General features: G+C 28.0%; 16 protein-coding genes. 4 read left to right on the top strand and 12 right to left on the bottom strand.

Translation table 11 applies throughout. The features are described from left to right. Positions 1–27 precede the first annotated feature (27 nt). Complete coding sequence (gene chbG / locus ACYUEX_RS16480; protein ID WP_460289126.1) at positions 28–759, bottom strand: chitin disaccharide deacetylase; 732 nt, start codon at positions 757–759, stop codon at positions 28–30. 226 nt (positions 760–985) lie between these two features. On the opposite strand from chbG, the gene ACYUEX_RS16475 reads away from it, so the two are divergent. From ACYUEX_RS16475 to ACYUEX_RS16460, 4 genes are read left to right on the top strand one after another with little or no spacing between them, the layout of a single operon-like run. Continuing rightward, on the top strand, positions 986–1,636 hold the full coding sequence (locus tag ACYUEX_RS16475) for a glycosyltransferase (RefSeq protein ID WP_411169252.1): 651 nt from the start codon (positions 986–988) through the stop codon (positions 1,634–1,636). A gap of 20 nt (positions 1,637–1,656) precedes the next feature. Further along, positions 1,657–4,056 carry a GxGYxYP domain-containing protein gene (locus ACYUEX_RS16470; protein WP_460289125.1) on the top strand — a complete coding sequence of 800 codons (2,400 nt, stop codon included), beginning with the start codon at positions 1,657–1,659 and terminating at the stop codon, positions 4,054–4,056. Between the two features lie 55 nt (positions 4,057–4,111). Then, positions 4,112–4,849: an ABC transporter ATP-binding protein gene (locus ACYUEX_RS16465; protein WP_460289124.1), complete on the top strand. Its 738-nt coding sequence runs from the start codon at positions 4,112–4,114 to the stop codon at positions 4,847–4,849. Continuing rightward, positions 4,827–5,963: an ABC transporter permease gene (locus ACYUEX_RS16460; RefSeq protein WP_460289123.1), complete on the top strand. Its 1,137-nt coding sequence runs from the start codon at positions 4,827–4,829 to the stop codon at positions 5,961–5,963. The genes ACYUEX_RS16465 and ACYUEX_RS16460 overlap by 23 nt, the downstream gene beginning before the upstream one ends. A 156-nt stretch (positions 5,964–6,119) precedes the next feature. On the opposite strand, the gene ACYUEX_RS16455 is transcribed toward ACYUEX_RS16460, so the two are convergent. The 11 genes from ACYUEX_RS16455 to ACYUEX_RS16405 form a co-directional block, all read right to left on the bottom strand. Continuing rightward, positions 6,120–6,878, bottom strand: coding sequence for a MerR family transcriptional regulator (locus ACYUEX_RS16455; protein ID WP_460289122.1), 759 nt, complete (start codon positions 6,876–6,878; stop codon positions 6,120–6,122). Between the two features lie 140 nt (positions 6,879–7,018). Continuing rightward, entirely contained in the window at positions 7,019–9,922 is a 2,904-nt protein-coding gene (locus ACYUEX_RS16450) for a polysaccharide lyase 8 family protein (protein ID WP_460289121.1), read from the bottom strand. A 434-nt stretch (positions 9,923–10,356) separates the two neighbouring features. Next, positions 10,357–11,055, bottom strand: coding sequence for a LiaF transmembrane domain-containing protein (locus ACYUEX_RS16445; RefSeq protein WP_460289120.1), 699 nt, complete (start codon positions 11,053–11,055; stop codon positions 10,357–10,359). A gap of 1 nt (position 11,056) precedes the next feature. Continuing rightward, positions 11,057–11,512, bottom strand: a complete 456-nt coding sequence (locus ACYUEX_RS16440) for a LytTR family DNA-binding domain-containing protein (protein WP_460289119.1) — start codon at positions 11,510–11,512, stop codon at positions 11,057–11,059. 426 nt (positions 11,513–11,938) lie between these two features. Further along, the gene (gene rlmH, locus ACYUEX_RS16435) at positions 11,939–12,418 is read right to left on the bottom strand and encodes a 23S rRNA (pseudouridine(1915)-N(3))-methyltransferase RlmH (protein ID WP_411169284.1); all 480 of its coding nucleotides are present in this window, start codon (positions 12,416–12,418) and stop codon (positions 11,939–11,941) included. Between the two features lie 36 nt (positions 12,419–12,454). Beyond that, positions 12,455–13,138 carry an Hsp20 family protein gene (locus ACYUEX_RS16430; protein ID WP_460289118.1) on the bottom strand — a complete coding sequence of 228 codons (684 nt, stop codon included), beginning with the start codon at positions 13,136–13,138 and terminating at the stop codon, positions 12,455–12,457. Between the two features lie 116 nt (positions 13,139–13,254). Then, the gene (locus tag ACYUEX_RS16425) at positions 13,255–13,896 is read right to left on the bottom strand and encodes a lactate utilization protein (RefSeq protein WP_460289117.1); all 642 of its coding nucleotides are present in this window, start codon (positions 13,894–13,896) and stop codon (positions 13,255–13,257) included. Positions 13,897–14,032: 136 nt separating this feature from the next. Beyond that, positions 14,033–14,380, bottom strand: a complete 348-nt coding sequence (locus ACYUEX_RS16420; protein ID WP_460289116.1) for a YxeA family protein — start codon at positions 14,378–14,380, stop codon at positions 14,033–14,035. A gap of 322 nt (positions 14,381–14,702) precedes the next feature. After that, positions 14,703–15,200: an SEC-C metal-binding domain-containing protein gene (locus tag ACYUEX_RS16415; RefSeq protein WP_460289115.1), complete on the bottom strand. Its 498-nt coding sequence runs from the start codon at positions 15,198–15,200 to the stop codon at positions 14,703–14,705. Between the two features lie 49 nt (positions 15,201–15,249). After that, positions 15,250–15,411: a CxxH/CxxC protein gene (locus ACYUEX_RS16410; protein ID WP_411169289.1), complete on the bottom strand. Its 162-nt coding sequence runs from the start codon at positions 15,409–15,411 to the stop codon at positions 15,250–15,252. 24 nt (positions 15,412–15,435) lie between these two features. Then, the gene (locus tag ACYUEX_RS16405; protein ID WP_460289114.1) at positions 15,436–16,227 is read right to left on the bottom strand and encodes an MBL fold metallo-hydrolase; all 792 of its coding nucleotides are present in this window, start codon (positions 16,225–16,227) and stop codon (positions 15,436–15,438) included. Positions 16,228–16,240 lie beyond the last annotated feature (13 nt).

The raw sequence follows: 16,240 nt of genomic DNA, 5'->3' as shown, positions 1-16,240 counted from the left end.
ACGGTTTTATTATTAATTATTTTATTCTTAAAATATATCTCTATAATTACAGATTTCTATTTTATTTTCCTCAAAAAAATTTTTAAGTTCTTTAGATGTAAGTATTTTTAATTCCTCTACTCGCTTTAAATTATAGGAGCTTGTCTCCATTATAAAGCTATCAATATAAGCTGGATGACTCATTGTTTCTAATATTTCATATTCCCCTACTTTACCTTTTAAACTTTTAAAGGCATCAACAGAAACTGTATTATCATAAAATATACCTTCGTAAGGTACTATTTTATTGTAATTTAAATCATATCTCAGTCCACCTCTTATAGGAAAGCTATACTTTTCTAATATTTTTTCTATTACAGGCTTTAAAAATTCTGACATATGTATATGATGATGTGAATCTAAGTGAGTTATTTTAATTCCACATGCTTTAACTTTTTCAATTTGCGCACAAAACTCATTATATATCTCATTAAGATCGAAATCTTCTACTTTTTTATTATATATTCTTTTGTAAAAATACCCATTCTCATCTACAATAGTTTTATGTGTTTTTAAAACTGGCTTATATGCAGATAATGTTAAATGTACTCCACATCCAAGTTCCGGACAGTCTTTTAAAAGCTCAACTGCATGGTCAAAACCTGGCATTCCAGCCATAATAGAAGTACTTTTAATTACTCCATTTTTGTGGGCATCAATTATACCATAATTTACTCCTCTACTTAACCCAAAATCATCAGCATTTATAATTAATCTCATAATACTCTTCTCTCCTTTAAGCTTTATACTATAATCTTATCAAATTACATAATTAACCTCAACTTCAATTGATTATATTATTGCTTTACTTAATCAATATTTATATCTTTATAATGCATAAATTACCATAAGCAAAATAAAGCATAAATGTTTAATTTTTAGTATATATATCTATCTATTTGAACAAAATAAAATGAAATTCTAATTGTAAAAGGAGTATATACTAATGAATAAAATTTTAAAAAATTCTTTATTAACATTATTTTTATTTACTTTAGTTTTAATGCCTATTAAGGTTCAAGCTATTGGTGATAATTGTTGCAAAGGAGATGCTGCTAATAAATCTGCCTGTGATTTAATTATGAAAGAAAGACAGCTTTGGATTGAACATGTTTTATGGACGAGAAACTTTATTGTAAGTGATATAGCTTCTCTTGAAGATAAGGATGCTGTATTACAAAGACTTCTAAAAAATCAAGATGACATTGGAAACTCAATTAAACCTTATTATGGAGAAGAAGCTGGGAATAACCTTGCTAAGTTATTAAGAGAACATATATCACTTGCAGGTCAAGTTGTTGATGCAGCTAAAAGTGGAAATAAAGAAGACCTAGAAAAATATAATAAATTGTGGTATGAAAATGCTGATAAAATGGCTGATTTTTTAAGTTCTGCTAATCCTAAGTACTCTAATAAAATGCTAAAGGATATGTTACACAAACACCTAGAATTTGTTACAGCTCAAGCTGTTGCTAGATTAAATAAAGATTGGAAAGCTGACATAGAAGCATATGATAAAGGACAAGAGCATATGATTAAGTTTGCTGATGTTATTTCCAATGGTATAATCAAACAATTTCCCGAGAAATTTAAATAATTCTCTGTGAGGTATAAATTATGAAAAAACCAGCTAAATTTTATTCTCTTATATTTTTAACTATTTTTCTCTCCTGTATTCTCATAGTATCTTGCCCAAAGGCTATTTCAGATGTAAATCTTGTACAAGATTCTGGTAAAGTTAACAAGTTATCATCTCATTTTCGTAAAACTACTGATAAAATAACCCTTAGTAAAAATCAAAAGGTAAATTTGCAGGGTCTAGATAAGCTAAATATTTCGGGTAGCAATCAATTTTCTGAAACTGGCCTTTCTTTAATAAAAGAATCTATACCTAATGGTTTTTCTATAATAGATATTGATTTAAGGCAAGAATCTCATGGTTTTATAAATGGTATACCAGTTAGTTGGAAGAATTCAAAAAATAATGCAAATGCCGGTTTAAGTAAAGATGAAGTTATCCTTGATGAAAACAAAAAATTAGATTCTATACCACTTAATGAACCTATAACTTTATATAATACTAATAAATCAATAATCCCTAAAGTAGTTGAAAATGAAGAGACTCTTGCTAAAAATAATGGCTTATCCTATATTCGTATTCCTGTAACAGATGGTCAGTTACCTACAGATGACATGGTAAAGTACTTTATAGATGTTGTTAAAAATCAGCCTGCTAATAGCTGGCTTCATTTTCATTGCAAAGCTGGTATAGGCAGAACTACTACATTTATGATAATGTATGACATTATGAAAAACTATAATGAAGTAAGCTTAAATGATATTATTACACGTCAAGTGCTTTTATCAAACATGAGTGAGAAATCTGCACAAGACTTTTATAATGGAGAGCACTTTAGATTTTTAAATGATTTTTATAATAAATATAAAAGTGGAGGCTATGAAACCTCTTCTCAAAGTTTTAAAAATGATATCTCCACTTCTAATGATTTATATATCAAAAACTCTATAATTCCTAAGTGTCTATATGTAATATCAGAAAATTACATGAGTAAAGAAGAGCAGACTATGATTTCTGCTCTTCAAGGAATTGTTTCAAATAAATCAGATCAACAAATTTATATTCTTACTTCAATGGAGCCAGACTATAAAGTCTGGCTCCAAGATTTAAATAGTAATTACAATGTTAAATATAAAACTGTAAAAGATCCTTGGGTATTATTAAGTAAATTCAAATCTTATATAAATGGATATATATTATATAGTAACTCTAATTTGCCATCTATAAATAACGCTTGCTCTCTTGCTTCATTAAAAGATTCACTAGTTATTGATGAATCTTTAGAATCTAAGGTTAAAAGTTATGGAATAACTAATTTAATTGAAGACTGTAGAAATACAGATAAATATTGGGCATATAATAACCTTTGGAATTCAGGATTAAATCATTCTACTGTTATAGAATTATCACCTGAAAAAACCATGGCTTTAAGAGATTATGCCATCATGTCAAAGTCACTAATCTTTTATGAAGATGATATAAATGATACCTCTCTAAGAGAAAAAATTTTTAATTCTATGGATGATACTTCTCGTTGTTTAGGTTGGGGACCTGATGAGCATACTAATGTAAGTATAGCTTCTAGGTGTGGAGTAGATATGATTGCTGCTGATTGGTCTTATAATCTATCTGTATTAAGTTCATATCCAACTATTGTACAAACTCAAAATTCTAATAATGAATTTACTAATGATGATAACGTTCATTATGTAACCTTTATTATGTCTGATGGTGATAATCAGCAATGGTTTTTAGGCAGTAACTATAGTTCTAAAAATTGGTATGGTTCTCCTTATAGAGGAACCTTTAATTTAGGTTGGTCTATAAGCCCATCTCTATATTATTTAGCTCCTACAGTTTTTAATTACTACTATAAAAGTGCTAGCTCTCCTCAATATGCTGATAACTATTTAGTTTCTCCCTCTGGAAATGGTTATATATATCCTAGTAAATTTCCTATAAATAAACTAGATAATTACACAAAAAGACTGAATGAATATATGAAAAAAGTAGATCAAAACTATGTTCTAATCCTTGATGATGATGCTTTTTATAAAAAAGAGTTATGGGATAAATATACTGATTGCTCTAATATAAATGGGCTATTTTACCTTAACTACAAAAAAAATAATGAATATGATGGTGAAATAATTTGGACGAATAATAAGCCTATCGTATCTTGTCGCGACTTACTCTGGAATGGTCTAGAGAATGAAGAAGAACTAATTAAAAATATTAATTCTAGAATTGAGTCAGGTTATACAGATATTACAAATCCAAATTCATATACTTTTGTTTATGTTCATGTATGGAGTAAAACTATGGACAACGTTGAATATGTAGTTAATAAATTAAATGATAATCCTAAAGTAAAAATTGTTACTCCAGATACTTTTATGAAATTAATTAAAGAAAATATATCCCCTCTTAAAGTTTAATATACGGTGATATAATTATATTAGTAACTTATAAAAGATAAAGAGGTGTAATAGAATGTCCATCCTTGAATTAAAGAATATATCAAAATCCTTTGGAAAACATAAAGTTTTAACTGATATTAGCTTAAATATAGAAAAAGGACAAATAATCGGTCTTATCGGTCCATCTGGCTCTGGAAAAACTACATTAGTAAAAACTATTATAGGAATGGAAAAGCCTGATAATGGTACTGTAACTGTTTTTAACACTGAAATTCCTAATAGAAAAATTCTACAAAATGTAGGGTACATGGCTCAAAGTGATGCATTATATGAGGACTTATCTGCAAGAGATAACCTTATTTTCTTTGCTAATTTATTTTCTCTTAGTAAAAATGAAATAATTGATAGGATAGACTACTTATCAAAATTAGTTGGCTTGGAAAATGAACTTAATAAAAAAGTGAAAAATTATTCTGGAGGCATGAAGAGACGCCTTTCTCTAGCACTAGCCTTGATTCAAAACCCCAATTTGTTAATTTTAGATGAACCCACTGTAGGTATAGATCCTGTACTACGTATAAGTATATGGAAAGAGCTCGTTAATCTAAAAAATGAAGGAAAATCAATAATTGTTACTACCCATGTAATGGATGAAGCCGAAAAATGCGATCATCTTAAATTAATTAGAGATGGAAAGATAATTGCAAGTGGTTCTCCCTTAAGCTTAAAAGAAGAATTTAAGGTTTCAACAATTGAAGACGTATTTCTGCTATCAGGAGGTGAAATTTATGAGAATAATAGCCTTAGTTAAAAGGATTCTTTTGCAAATGGTTCATGATAAACGTACCTTAGCCTTAATGATGATAGCACCTTTAATAATTTTGACTTTAATGAACTTACTATTTAATACAACTAGTACATCCAACATAAAAATTGGTGCTTATAATATAAATACTAACATCATAGATAATCTTAAAGAGAATGATATAGATATATATGACTTTAGTGATAATAATGATATATTTAATAAAATAAAAGAAAATAAGTTAAATGCATTTATTTCTACAAATAATGATAAGCTATATATTACTTACGAAAATAGCGATCCAACTAAAACTAAACAAATAGGTGCTATTATTCAATCATCTATCACTAAAATTCAACTTGAAAATCTCCTTGATATTACTAAAAAACAACAAGAAATTATTAATTTTCAAAGTCAATTTATTAATCAAAATATAAACAATAACATGATCCCAAATGAGTCATTTAGTACTATTCCGAATGAAATAGAACGTCATTATATATATGGGAGTGAGGATACTAATATATTTGATAGTATAACACCAATACTCATTGGCTTCTTTGTTTTTTTCTTTGTATTTTTGATTTCAGGAATATCATTATTAAAAGAGAGGACTAGCGGAACATTAAACAAGTTATTAGCTACACCAATTAAAAGAAGTCATTTAGTATTTGGTTATCTAATTGGATATGGAATATTTGCTGTTATTCAAACCTTCATAGTAGTTTTATTTTCAATTTATGTATTAAAAATCGAAATAGTCGGAAGCATATCCCTTTTATTATTAACTAACATTATGTTGGCCTTCGTTGCCTTGTCCTTAGGAATATTTCTTTCAACATTTGCAAATTCAGAATTTCAGATGATACAGTTCATTCCAATTATAGTATTACCTCAAATATTATTTTCAGGTATTATTCCGTTAGAATCAATGGCTAATTGGATTCAAGGTATCGCTAAATTAATGCCTCTATACTATGCAAGCGATGCATTAAAAAAGGTTATAATTATGGGTAATAACTTTAGTCAAATACAATTTGACTTATTCATTTTATTAATATTTTCAGTTATTTTTACAACGCTAAACATATTAGGTTTGAAAAGATACCGTTATGTTTAAAAATATCTATAAGTTAATAAGCCGTACCTCTTGCTAGAGTTACGGCTTTAAGTTCTATATTCATATATGGATAGACTCTTTCTACAAGTGTCCATCATATAGGCTCCATCTTAAAATCTATAGTCTTTTAATAATCCAAAATTATATTTAAACTTTTTATTTTGCATATTTAACAACAATATCTCTTAGTGTTGTAGCTGTTTCTAGTCCTAATCTATCATTGTAATACTTAGCAAATCTTTCATCTACAACGTACATTTCTGCTAATCCTATATGAGCTTCTGCTAAGTAACTTCGCCACGAGAAACTTAACCAAGCTTTATGCTTTTCATAAACACTTTTTGCTTTTTCTGATTCTAAATCCCTTGTTCTTATAACTTCTGCTAAAGCTTCAAACATTTCATTTTCAGTATTTTGCATTTTATTAAAGTCATCTTCACTCATATTCATAAACTTTTTATTAGATGCTTCAACAGTTTCATTACCATACTTTTCTCTAATCTCTTTTCCGTATTTAGCTTCATTTTCTGATATTTTTTCTTTTTTAAATCCTTCAAACTTCTCTTTATTTGACATTTCCCTCTCTCCTTTATTATGCTCCAATGTTTTTTCAACAGTTAAAATCAATTGATCAAGTTGATTTCTCCTAGAAATAAGTCTTTGATGATGCTCAATTAAAGATTGGCAGATATCAAAATTAGGCTTAGAGATTATATTTTGTATATCTTCTAATTTCATATCCATTGATCTATAAAGTAATATTTGTTGTAATAAATCTACTTCTTTTTCTCCATAAATACGATATCCAGAAGAGTTAATTCTACAAGGCTTTAATAACCCTATTTCATCATAATATCTAAGTGTTCTTAAACTTGTTCCTGCCAATTCAGCTAGCTTTTTAATTGTATATTCCATAGCATTACCTCCTGACAATTTTATAATAAAGGATTACGTTGCGTTAATGTCAATATATAAAAACAATATTTTATTAAATAAAAAAGCAAACTAAGTATAGTATAAAATACTTAGTTTGTACTTTTCTATAAAACTAATAATTAATTTTTCTTTCTTCTAAACATTTTTAATCCTAATAAGCTTAATGCTCCACCTATTCCAGCTAAAGCAGTGCCTCCTACTACAGCTCCTGTATTAGGTAACTTATCTTTACTGATAGATTCTTTGTCATTAGAATTTTTATCATTAGAAGTTGTTGCTTTCTCTTCTACTACTACCTTAAACTCTTTCTCTGTTTTAACACCCTTACTATCAGAAACTTCAAATACTACACTGTATTCTCCCTTTTCAGTAACAACAGAATTAGAGTCTAATTTAATATTGTTAGATTTTATATTTATATTGTTAGTTAAATCTCCATCTTCTTTATCTGATGCAACTAATTTATGAAGATCTTTATCCCACTTATCTCCAACATATAATTTTATATCTTCACCATTAATTACTGGAGCTTCATTTGTAACTTCTGCATTACCTAACTCAACTACTAATTCAAAGCTTGCTCCCATAGCATTTGAAGTATTTACATCAAAGGCTATCTTTCCATCTTTTAAGTTCACATTTGAGATTTGATCATCTGCTTTTACTAATTTAGTTGCTGATTTCGCAACTTCTATTGATATATTTTGTCCTTGGAAAGTAGGATCAGAAACAGATATTGTTAATGTATTATCGACATTTTTCTTTATCATAACTGATGCTTTTCCTAATGATGTTATACTTCCTGACGTATTTTTTCCATCTACCCAGAAGTTAGCTCCTTCCATATTTAAAGTTGTGTGTTTAACTCCATGAGCTATTTCATCATTTCTTACAATTTCAATATTTGGATTATTAGCATATTCTGCTACTTGTTGTGAAGATTTATTTGGTAATAATACATAGCTATATGATTGATCCTTTATATTTTTTCCATGATCTATATACATAGTTAAATAGTTGTTTGTAATAATTTTATTTCCTGCTGGTTTAGAAGCATTTATATCAAACCAATTTCCTTCTCTATTTTCTCTTAATAGATTAATGTTAGCTCCATTTGGAAAATAGTATCCTATATTTGCTCCCTCTACATTTCCTTCTAAATAAGCCCACTTAGCTTCATTAGCACTATCTTTATCTCCTAAAGCTCGTACCTTTTCAGCTCCATCAACAATAAATTTATTTGAACCATCTTTTCTTATCTTTCTATTTTCAATTATTGTTTCTGTGCTAAAATCTTCTGGATTAGTGATACCTGAACCTAAAGCAACAATTTCATTATCAAACATAAACCATGATTTATTTGCCTTTAAAGAGTCATACTTGTTGTCTATTTGCATTCCTGCAGCACCATATACCCCTAGCTTAGTTCCACCAGACCAGTTACTGTTTCCTAATTCATAGTAAACTTCATCTTGTAGTGGAGAACCTGGATCTACTCCTGGAAGAATATCTTTATCACTTCTTAATCTCTTATCTATAGTTGTTCCTGGCATTCTATATGGATCTATCGTTGGCCAGAAATCATCTGAGAATTGAGTTAAATCACTATTATGAAGATAAAGCATACCATCTCCTTGGAACCAAGGCTTTAAGTTTTCTTTATTCATGAATTCATATTTACTTATTCTATTTGAGCTTCTTGCAATAGCTAGTCCATAATCTTGTCTTTCATGAATAGTTTTATCCATCATATTTAAGGCATAATGTGCATCTCCTTGCTCCGCTGTAGAAATAGTTTGGTCTTTCATAATTGCATAGAACTTGTTTGTTACATTTATTGATTTAAACTTTGTTCCAAAGTCTATTACACTACTTGCTTCTGTAGACCATTGCTTTACTAATGCTTGTATTTTACTAGCTGTAGCTTCATCTGAAATCAGAGATATTTTAAGCATTCCCTCTATTATACCCGCCGCCTGCATGTATCCGTTTCCATCGAACCTAGATATAGATCTTCCTCTAACCATGTCCATAACATATCCTTTATATATTACAGGATCAAAGCTCTCAAATATCCAATTGTATGCATTATTTTTGTAATCTGAACTAAGTTCCCATGGAGTTCCTTCTAATAAGAACATTATATTAGAAATTTTATCTATAAGCACATTTCCATATGATCCAGTATAAGCAACTATTCCATGTTGAACATAAGATCCATCTGGATAGAAACCATCTCCACTAGTTACATACTTAAAGACATCCCCTATATCTTCTGATGCTTCTTTTATTTTATCAGGATCTTTTAAGTTAACACCTTGAAGTAGCTTATTTACACATACATCTGCTAAATTAGCTCCTGTATGATATTTACTTCCTGGCTCAATACTTGGTAAGAATTTTTGTATTGCATTCATATATTTTGTTACTTGTTCTTGAGTTAAGTCATCATACATTAATATAACAACATTGTTTAATCTAGCTGGTATTCCAATCATCCAATCCCACCAGTTACCATATTGCTCTATGCTCTCATTATAAGCATTCTTATTTATCCACTCTAATGCATAAATTATTTTGTTTTTTAAGTCTTCATTTTTGTAGTAAGTATTATTAGGTAAGCTATAAGCCATAGTCATAGATACAATGTTATTAAACATTGATGTTATTCTTGCAGGGTTAGCTTTATAATCTTGTAAGTCTGCCCATAAATAATTTTTAGTTTCATCTAAATTCATAGATTCTGAATATGTCTTAGCTTGTTTTGCATATCCCTCTATTTTTTTTGCTATAGTTGGATTGGTTACATCAATTGATGCCCCTCCAGTTAAATCTTCTTTCCATTTTAGTCTAAGAGATTCTATTAACTTGTCTATATCTCCATTAGCATTGACAACGATACTACTTGTGTTAACTTGATTTGTTACTGCATTTACAGTTGTACCTAAAGCTGTAGTAATAATTACACTTCCTGCTAAAGATAATGCAATTAATCTTTTTGTTGACTCTTTACTCTTTTTCATAAAATACCTACCTTATCTTATAATATTTAAAGAAATTAAGTTTAGTAAACCGGTTTATAATTTTCTATATTAATATTATACGTTTACAATAGGTTTCTTGTCAACATTTAGTATTTTAATCGGATAGAATTATATTAAAATTTCTAATTCCAGTATTAAGAAAAAAGTTATGTTAATAATTAATAATTAAACTTCCAATAAATTAAAAGAATATGTTGTTATCAATTTTATTCTATTATTTGCATAATTAATTATAAATTCTATTCCCTATATTCATCGCTATTCTTTTTAGACTTTATTAATCCTTGTTCCTCATAATAAGAAATAGCCTTAACCAAATAATATCAATGGTTAAGGCTACTTTCCTCATTTATTTATAATACTATTCTCCATATCACTTGCTAGTGAGGGTTTTCTCTTTTCTTTATTTTTAATTATACATAAATTATTTCTACTCCTGAGAAATTAATATCACCAACTAATGTTAAAGTATTTGTTGTTATTTTATCATTTTTATTTTTTTCACTAATACCGCCTAAAAATACATTAGTTCTATCATCAATATTCCAAGTTTTTGGTACATATAATTCTATTCCTGAAAAAGAAGCGTTAATTCTAGCTATAGCATTACCCTTACGCATAATTGCATTATCAAAATACAATTTCATACCTCCAAAAGAACAATTAAAATCTGCTTGCTCAAAATTATCTGTATTTATATATTTTACAGTAGCACCAAATGAATTTTTAAATCTAACATGACTTTCGTCTTCTACATCAATCTTCTCAAATTTATAATCTTCACAATTATATTTTGTGTTAATCCATTTAGTAGGCTTATGAAAAATCATAGAAAGACCAATACTACCAAGTAGTGCTGCAATCAATACAGTCCAAGGTGTAATATTTGTAATCCCTAACTGTTTATCATATATTATACAAAGAAATGCAATAGGGAACAAAATACCTGCAAAGTTAATACGAATAAAACTTTTCACAATAACTACTACTAAAAAAACTGTTAACAGTAAACTAAATACATTTACATCAGGAAAGTATCCAAGCTTACTTATAATCAAGAAAACTCCTACTAATATAAGTGCGAGTCCCCAAAAAATTCTCTCTTTTTTCATCTCATTTCCTCTTTTCTAATAATTTAATTTTTAATGGTTTATAATAATATCTTGAAACATACACCTGTTTATGAGTATTTTGAAATTCAACCTTACTTGATGATGATATGCTACGTGTTATGGAGTAAATATGATTTGTATTTAGAATTGTTGATTTTGAAACTCTCATAAAGTATCCTGGTAAAAATTCTTCAAGTTCATAAAGCTTATACTTCACATTATATATATTCTCAATGGTATGTGCACAAATTCCATTTTCCTCAGTTTCAAAAAACAAGACTTCTTCCAAGGAAAGATAATACTCAGTATCACCTCTGTAAAAAGTTATCTGTTTTTTGTATGACAACATATCGTCAAGCATAATTTGAATATTTTTAACATCTTCACTTAGTTCACTGCATCTAATAATAACTTCATTCTCTTTAATTTTATTATCTACTTCAATTCGTATTTTCATATTTCCACTCCCCATATTTTCTATTATATTAACTGTTTTTCCCCTTGTAAATATAACAACAGTAAGTGGTTAGTTATTCTTTGTAAGTGGTATGTTTTTTATACAGATATTGTATTAAATTATATAGAATGAAAAATTTATTGGTATCGATATAAAGGTTAAAAGTAAACAAAAAAAGTGCTCCATCCTTGTAAGATTATCACTTTTTCTTAGAGAAATTGTTCTCCCATATCTTGTAAAAGTTTTTTTATATTAGTCAAACTATGCGCTAAATCTATAAGTTAAATTTAAGAATTTAATGATTCTATTCCTGCATTAAATTCTACAACATCTACTGACATTATATTTTCACTTATGATATAGTGTTTCAACTTGTAAAAGCAGCCTTAACCAATTAGTTTCAGTGGTTAAGGCTAATTTTTTCATTTACTTATGATATGGCTCATTCTTCATTATCCTAAATGCTCTATAAATTTGCTCTAAAAGCATAACTCTAAATAGTTGATGGGGGAAAGTCATTTTTGAAAAACAAAGCTTGTAATTTGCTCTTTTAATAACACTTTGTGATAATCCCAAACTTCCCCCAATTATAAATGCTATATTAGAATTACCCATCACTCCACAGTTCTCTATGAAACCTGCAAACTTCTCTGATGTTAAGTTTTCTCCTTTTAAGTCCATTGCCACCACAAACATATTATCTTTTATTTTTGATAATATAAGATCTCCTTCTTTATCTTTTATTTGTAGTTCTTCTTTTTCTGATGCATTGTCTGGAGTTTTCTCGTCTGGAAGTTCTATTATCTCTAGTTTACAGTATCTACTTAACCTTTTAGAGTATTCATCTATTGCTTGCTTTAAATATTTTTCTTTTAGTTTTCCTACAGAAATTATTGTTATATTCATATTATTCTCTCCTCATATGTTCTAAGTTATATTGCTTTATTCTATATATCTTTGATTATATAATTCAGTAGATTTATCCTTATCAGATATCTCATTAAAATTACCTACTTCTATGAAGCTATCTGCATTTGTAAAGTTATCTACATCAATTATTGTTGTTCCTTTTTCAACTAGAGGCCTTTTCTTTAAATATATTCTAAGTACGTCAGCGTTATATACAGCCTTTATTCTATTTGATTCTATATTTGGTACATAGAAACTCTTTTGAAAACTTGATCCCTCTTGAAAAACTGCAACCATTGAATTTTCATTACTAAAAACTTGATTTTTTTTAACTTTAATTGTTATATGATCCTCTTCATAGTCTATATCTATATCCTTCTTATTTATTCCTATTAGCTTTCCTTCTATTAGATATCTATCACCATAATCTATAAAGTCTAAGTTTGATTCATCTTCAATGCTATCCAGAACAGAACCTACAACATCACTATTTAAAACTGTATCTACTATATTATTCATTAGCTCTTCATTTGTGATTAATGTTGTGAAAACCTGATTAAATACACTATTAAATGTTCCACCAAATATACTAATTATATCATTTCCACTACTAAAACTTTTCTGATTGTAATCAATATTATTATTGTTATTATTCATGCTTCCACTAAACATCCCACTCATCATATTATTTATTAAAAAAGGGAACATTTCAAACATTTTTTATCTCCTGCCTTATAAATTCTTATATAATATAATTATTTTATATAAGAATTTTTGACACAAAAAATAGCTAGTAAATTCAAGTGTTCTACAAATTTACTAGCTTAATTAATCTAATAACCTATATTATCGTTTATAAAAATTACATGAATCCTATCTTTTTTACTTTGGCTTGCAATAACAGTAAACTCTCTACATATTTTTTCTTTGCTCTTACAATCCATACAATATCCGACTTTAGCACATGGAGTATGTTTATTTAATCGCTTAGCATTCGCTGGTGCTGCCACTTCTCTAATTCTTTTAATAGCTTCATCTATATTCTTAACTATCTTATTTACTCCAACTAAAAGAATAACTTTTTCTGGACCATATAGCATAGCTGCAACTCTATTTCCATTACCATCAACATTATATAATTTTCCATCCTCTGTTACCGCATTACTGCTAGCAAAATATGCATCTGCAAAAAAGCTTTCTTTAAATATTTGTGTGATTTTTTCTTGAGTTAATCCCTCTTCATATCTATCTAAGAATTTATACCTTCCACTTCTTAAGTGATCTATAACTCCATACTCAAATAAGGACATAGATCCTCCGCAAGATACTGTAGATTTATCCGGAACTAATTCCTCTATTTTTGATATTAACTCTTCCTTTGTTTTTACTAAATAACCATTCATATTATTAGATTTTAATGCTTCTATTGTTTTAATTATCCTTTGCTCATTAACCAAATTAAGATTACTATCCATATAAGCTCCTCCATTAATTATATAATAGTCTTATTATAATAAATTAACTTTGACTTTAAAAGCTTTTGTAAATATAAAACTTTTTCTTATAAATTTTAAATATATTAATAAAAGTGAATAATTAAATTACTCACTTTTATTTTTCATTATATATTTCTTTTACCTTTGTTGGCAACTTGCTAGTTTCTACCTCTTCATAGCTTTTTGCTTTATCATCTTTTACATATATCATTAGATATCTGTCACTCTTTAAAACTTTATTTGCTGTAAATGTAACTAGCTTTTCGTTGCCATTCTTATCGTACCCATTTATTTTATATTCATATGTTTTGTATCTTGGATCAGTTGTTATATCCTCATATTCATTTACTGTTTTAATATAATACTTTGTTGAGCCTAATGTAATTAACTTATTAGAATTTATCAATAATAAAACACCACTTAAAATTAGTATAAAAATAACAATTCCTATTGCTTTTTTCATATTATTACTCTCCTTAAAATTTACTTTAAATAAATTATATATGCTTTATTCATAAACTCATATTTATAACAATTACATTAACCTTTCATTTTTGTAATAAAAAAGTCGCCAAGGCAACTGTGGAGCCGTCGACTTTTTTTAGCGCATGTGCATTTGCGAAGCTTGCCTGAGGAAAATCTTGCACGCGCACTATATTCTATTTTTTATTCTTTAGGCCCATAAGCTTTAATTAAAGAAAGTGATTAAATTATCTACAATTAAATTAGAAATATGATTTCCTAAAGAATAAAAAAAGACCTATATTTAATAGGTCCTTGTAAAATTATTTTCCACAACACTTCTTATATTTTTTTCCACTTCCACATGTGCAAGGGTCATTTCTTCCTATTTTGTTATCATTTCTTACCATAGCAGAGTCTCTATATCTCTTTTGAATTTCTTTTCTCTTTTCTGGTGAGAATATTCCTTCCCATTGTGGTAATGTGTATAGATATTCTGCCTTGGCATCTAACATATTAAAGTATAAATTTTCCAAATCTACTTCTAATGATATTTCATCAGTAGCTGTTACAGCTTCTAAATCAAGTGTATTTTTTAGACTATCATTTATTCCATCAATAAATCCCATAATAAATTCTGGAGTTGTATTATTATTATTAGCTAGTTCATCTATTGTAAAAGTAAACTTCTCCTTATGCTTTGCTAATAACTCTTTGTATAAGGCTTTTTCTATTTCCATATACTCATCCCAAAAAGCTTGTTCCCCTTTTGTCTTAACATATTCAACTACCATATCTGTCCATTGCTTATATAAACTCATATCTCATTCTCCTTCTTAAACGGTTTTTTATATTAATTATAATAAATTTTTATTCATTAGTCTTAACAATATAAGATGCTTCTTCATTGCAATAACTACACTTATTCCCTTTTAATTCTTCTATAATAGGAAATGTTTCTTCGTAATTAATTAAATCATCCATTGCATCATCAATATGAACTTCACATGCATATATTTTTTTACTATCCATTATAATTCATCTTCTTCCTTATAACTAAATTTCTATTAAGTTGCTTGGAGCATGCCTGCTTGCCATAGTTAAGAAAATATCTTCTTGCTGGACTATATTATTTTCATAAAGTACTGAATTAACTGTTTGTAAAGCTAAATCAGGATGATTATTAGTTCCACTTAAATGACCTAATATTATCTTTTTATGTAATTTATATCTAACTAGATCAACAATTGCTTTGCCACAATCCTCATTAGATAAATGACCAACTTCGCTTAATATTCTTCTTTTTAAGTTATATGGATATGGCCCAAATTTCAACATATTTACATCATGATTACTTTCTAACAAAATAATTTCTGAGTCTCTTATATTCTCTCTTATTTCTTCTGTATATATTCCAAAGTCCGTTGTAACACTAATTTTTTTCCCTTTAGAATGCATAGTGTATCCAACTGGTGCAGCTGCATCATGAGGTATATTGAATGATATTACATCTAAATCCTTTATTGATAAGGTAGATCTTCTATCCATTATCCTTATATTATGTTCTTTTATTTTTCCTATATTCCCTTCCATAACCGCCCACGTATCTGCATTGCTATATATAGGAATATCATATTTACGTGATAATACACCTATTCCTTTTATGTGATCTGAGTGCTCATGAGTTACAAATATTCCATCTATCTCATTAGGATTTTCTCCTATACTCTTTAAGGCATCATCTATTTTTTTTCCTGGTAACCCCGCATCTATTAATATCTTAGCATTTTCCGAAGCTATAAACATGCTATTGCCACTGCTCCCACTATATAATGAGCAAAACTTCATTTTTCCATCCCTC

It is taken from the genome of Clostridium sp. CTA-7 (assembly GCF_054768095.1).
Note: the sequence above shows the minus strand (reverse complement) of the source record. Positions and strands in the feature narration are given on the sequence as shown.